This is a genomic window from Brevundimonas sp., from assembly GCF_036400995.1.
Taxonomy (GTDB): domain Bacteria; phylum Pseudomonadota; class Alphaproteobacteria; order Caulobacterales; family Caulobacteraceae; genus Brevundimonas.
Genome location: NZ_DASWWG010000120.1, coordinates 1 through 4,276 on the forward strand (window position 1 = coordinate 1; position 4,276 = coordinate 4,276).

At 68.8% G+C, this 4,276-nt stretch carries 5 protein-coding genes; 2 read left to right on the forward strand and 3 right to left on the reverse strand.

From position 1 onward, the window contains the following. The 3 genes from VGE03_RS16370 to VGE03_RS16380 form a co-directional block, all read right to left on the reverse strand. Positions 1-200 (reverse strand): hypothetical protein (locus VGE03_RS16370; protein WP_331047542.1); only part of this gene is annotated, 200 nt, incomplete at its 3' end. Positions 201-285: 85 nt separating this feature from the next. Beyond that, complete coding sequence (locus VGE03_RS16375; protein ID WP_331047543.1) at positions 286-1,053, reverse strand: ABC transporter permease; 768 nt, start codon at positions 1,051-1,053, stop codon at positions 286-288. Further along, on the reverse strand, positions 1,053-1,991 hold the full coding sequence (locus tag VGE03_RS16380; protein WP_331047544.1) for an ABC transporter ATP-binding protein: 939 nt from the start codon (positions 1,989-1,991) through the stop codon (positions 1,053-1,055). Before VGE03_RS16380 ends, VGE03_RS16375 begins: the two co-directional genes overlap by 1 nt. Before the next feature lie 200 nt (positions 1,992-2,191). Here VGE03_RS16380 and VGE03_RS16385 point away from each other — a divergent pair, with 200 nt between their 5' ends. Together VGE03_RS16385 and VGE03_RS16390 are read left to right on the forward strand one after the other, a co-directional pair. After that, the gene (locus VGE03_RS16385) at positions 2,192-2,737 is read left to right on the forward strand and encodes a lipocalin family protein (RefSeq protein ID WP_331047545.1); all 546 of its coding nucleotides are present in this window, start codon (positions 2,192-2,194) and stop codon (positions 2,735-2,737) included. 11 nt (positions 2,738-2,748) lie between these two features. Then, the gene (locus tag VGE03_RS16390; protein WP_331047546.1) at positions 2,749-4,074 is read left to right on the forward strand and encodes a sorbosone dehydrogenase family protein; all 1,326 of its coding nucleotides are present in this window, start codon (positions 2,749-2,751) and stop codon (positions 4,072-4,074) included. The last annotated feature ends 202 nt before the right edge of the window (positions 4,075-4,276 follow it).

Here is a 4,276-nt window from a genome sequence, read left to right on the forward strand (position 1 = left end):
GACTGGGCCCCGGCCGGAGGCGCCGGGCGCGCGGGCGCGGCGGCGGTCGGCTGCCGGGGCGTCGAATCGTAAGGCAGCGGCCCTGTCCGGAACACCGTCGCGGGCGGACGCCCCCAGGTCACGGCCCGCCGGAAAGGCTCGGGCCGGGCCTGGCCGTTCAACGGCGCGCCGTTCGCTTCAGGGGTCTTCGGGTCGCTCATGCCGCCTCCCGCGCCACAGGGGCGCGTCTTCCAAACGCTTACTCGCGCGGAAGGTGGCGACCGATCTGGCCGGTTTCGTGACCGGTCAGTTCTTCAGCCGGTAGCCGGTCCGGAACATCCAGAAGACGATCGCCAGACAGGTCAGGAAGAAGCCCAGCGTCGCCCCAAGGCTGACGAGGATCGAGACGTCGCCGATCCCGAAGAATGCCCAGCGGAAGCCCGAGATCAGATAGACTACCGGGTTGAACAGGCTGACCATGCGCCAGCCGTCCGGCAGCCAGACCGTCGGATAGAAGGCCCCGCCGAGGAAGGTCAGGGGGGTCACGATCAGCATCGGAATGAAATTCAGCTGCTCGAAGCTCTGGGCCCAGATGCCGATGATGAAGCCGAACAGGCTGAAGGTCGCCGAGATGAGCACCAGGAAGGCCAGCATGGCGAACGGGTGCAGGATCTGCAGCGGGACGAAGAAGGCCGCCGTGGCCAGGATGATCAGGCCGAGGATCACCGATTTGGTCGCCGCCGCCCCGACATAGCCCAGCACCGTCTCGAACGGCGACACGGGCGCCGACAGCAGCTCGTAGATCGTTCCCGTGAACTTCGGGAAATAGATGCCGAAGGAGCCGTTGAAGATCGAGTTTGTGAACAGGCTGAGCATGATCAGGCCCGGGACGATGAAGGCCCCGTACGGCACGCCGAACACCTCCTCGATCCGGCCGCCGATGGCCGTGCCGAAGACCACGAAATACAGGGCCGTCGTCACCACCGGGGTGATGATGGACTGCCAGAAGGTGCGCAGGGCGCGCGCCATCTCGAAGCGGTAGATGGCCCAGACGCCGTAACCGTTGAACGCCATCACGCCGCCTCCGTCCGCGATTGGTGGACCAGGCCCACGAAGATGTCCTCCAGCGAGCTCTGCCTCGTCGACAGGTCCTTGAAGCCGATGCCCAGGTCGCTGAGCCGTCGCAGCAGCGAGGGCACGCCCGTGCGCTCGGCGTTGGAATCGAAGACATATTCCAGCTCGCCGCCGTCAGCCTTGAGCGTCAGCGTCCATTCCGCCAGCTCCGCGGGGAGCGACGCCAGAGGCTCCTGCAGTTGCAGGGTCAGGGTCTTGCGGCCCAGCTTCTTCATCAGGGCGGTCTTCTCCTCCACGAGGATCAGCTGGCCCTTCAGGATCACCCCCACCCGGTCGGCCATCTCCTCGGCCTCTTCGATGTAGTGGGTGGTCAGGATGATGGTGACGCCGCGCTCCCGCAGCTTGCGGACCATCTCCCACATGTCCTTGCGCAGCTCGACGTCGACGCCCGCGGTCGGCTCGTCGAGGAAGAGGATGTCGGGCTCGTGGCTCAGGGCCTTGGCGATCATCACCCGGCGTTTCATCCCGCCGGACAGGGTCATGATCTTGGCGTCCTTCTTGTCCCACAGGCTGAGGTCGCGAAGGATCTGTTCGATGTAGGCGTCGTTCGGCGCCTTGCCGAAGAGGCCGCGGCTCAGCTTGACCGTGGCCATCACCGTTTCGAAGGCGTCGGTGGTCAGTTCCTGCGGCACCAGGCCGATGGCCTGACGCGCCTTGCGATAGTCCTTGCGGATGTCGTGGCCGTCGGCGGTCACGGTCCCGGTCGAGGCCGTGACGATGCCGCAGATGATCGAGATCATCGTCGTCTTCCCGGCCCCGTTCGGGCCCAGGAGGGCGAAGATTTCACCCTTGTTGATCGTCAGATCGACAGGCTTCAGGGCGTGCACGCCCGACTTATAGGTCTTGGTCAGACCTTCAATAACGATGGCCGGCTGCATGCGCCCTCTCCCGTGGCGCCCGCAGATATGTGCGCCCGAACCTCGCCACAAGGTCGGGTCCACGGCGGCAGTTACCGGCGTCGATCTGTTTTCCTCTATTCGGGCGCTCCGCCGTCGCATCCGCCCGCCGCGCGGGATCGTACCAGTCCGAGGTCGCAACCCTGCCCGCGGCCGGGCATTCCCGATCCGGAGACCGTCGCATGACCCTGCGTATCCTCGCCGCCTTCACCCTCGCCGGCGCCCTGTCCGCCTGCGTGACCGCGCCCTCGCCGTCCGAGTATCGGGCCCCGCAGCCTGCCCGTCCGGTGGACGCGGAGCGTCTGTGGTCAGGACGCTGGATCGAGGTCGCCCGCCTTCCCGACCGTCTGACCGACGGCTGCGTCGCGGGAGCTTCGAACTACGTCCTCGTGTCGCCGACACGGGTGGATGTCCGGGACACCTGCGAAGAGGGTCAGCCGGGCGGGCGGGAGAAGGCGATCGGCGGGCGCGGTGAGATTCTTGATCCCGGGGTCAACACGAAGCTGCGGGTGAGATACCTCGCCGGGCTGGTGACTTGGGACTACTGGGTTCTGGATCATGACGAGGCCTACACCTGGTTCATCTCGGCCGATCCGACGTTCGAACGGCTCTTTATCTACACCCGGGAAGTCCCGACGCCCGCGCAACGGGAAAGGCTGTCCGAGCGGGCCCGCGCGCTGGGGTATGATGTGACCCGGCTGGAGTTTCCCGCCCTGCCCGCTCGTTGAAGGACGTCGCCATGCGCCGCTCATCCCTGCTCGTCGTCCCGGCCATCGCCCTGATCCTCGCGGGGTGCGGGACGGAGTCCACCCTGGACCCGTCAGCGGGCTACGGGCCGACGCCGACCCTGCCCGCGCCCAGCCGCACCCTCTTTCCGACCGTCAACATCGCCGACGCAACGGGCTGGCCCGAGGGCCGCACGCCGACCCCTGCCCCGGGGTTCCGGGTGCAGGCCTTCGCCGCCGGCCTGGACCATCCGCGCTGGCTGTACCGCCTGCCCAACGGCGACATTCTGGTGGCCGAAACCAATGCGCCGCCCAAGCCGGAGGGTCTGGACGGCGGGGCGGGCGGCGGGTTCCGCGCCTGGGCCCAGCGTCTGGTGATGAAGCGGGCGGGCGCCCGGGTCCCCAGCGCGGACCGCATCACCCTGCTGCGCGACGCGGACGCGGACGGCGTGGCCGAAACCCGGACCGTCCTGCTTGAGAACCTGACCTCGCCGTTCGGCATGGCGCTGGTGGGCGAGACCCTCTACGTCGCCAACGCCGACGCCGTCGTGGCCTTCCCCTACCGGACCGGCGACACCCGGATCACCGCCGCGCCCCGCAAGGTCGCGGACCTCCCGGCCGGGCGGAACCACCACTGGACCAAGAGCCTGGTCGCCAGCGCGGACGGATCACGCCTCTATGTCGGCGTCGGCTCGAACTCGAACATCGGCGAGAACGGCATGGACGAGGAGGTCGAACGCGCGGCGATCCTTGCGATCGATCCGGCCACCGGCGTCCGCCGCATCCACGCCTCCGGACTGCGCAATCCGGTCGGCCTCGCCTGGCAGCCGGACAGCGGGAAGCTGTGGGTCACCGTCAACGAGCGCGACGAACTGGGGAATGATCTGGTCCCCGACTACATGACCTCTGTGACCCCGGGCGGCTTCTACGGCTGGCCCTTCAGCTACTACGGCCAGATCGTCGACACGCGGGTGGAGCCGCAGGACCCGGCGCGCGTCGCCCGCGCCCTGAGGCCCGACTATGCGCTCGGCGCCCACACGGCCTCGCTGGGCCTGACCTTCGGAGAGGGCGCGCTGTTCCCGGCCCGGTATCGCGGCGGGGCCTTCGTCGGCCAGCACGGCTCGTGGAACCGCAAACCCCGCAACGGCTATCGCGTCCTGTTCGTCCCCTTCGCCAACGGCGCGCCCGCCGGGCCTCCGGAGGACATCCTGACCGGCTTCCTGAACGACCAGGACCAGGCGATGGGTCGACCGGTCGGCGTCCAGTTCGACGGCGTCGGCGCCCTGCTGGTCGCGGACGACGTCGGCAATGTCATCTGGCGCGTCTCGCCCCGGACCTGACATGACAACGCCCCGGCGGAGCGATCCGCCGGGGCGCGTGGCAGGGTGTCGTCAGGATCAGCCCAGCGGCTCGACCACGATCACGGGCGGCGGCGGGGCGGCGGGCGTCGGCGCGGCGGTCGGTGCCGGAGTCGGGGCCGGAGCCGCGGTCGGCGCGCTGTTCAGGGTCGAGGTGGCCGAAGACGCCTCGGGCGTGGCCACG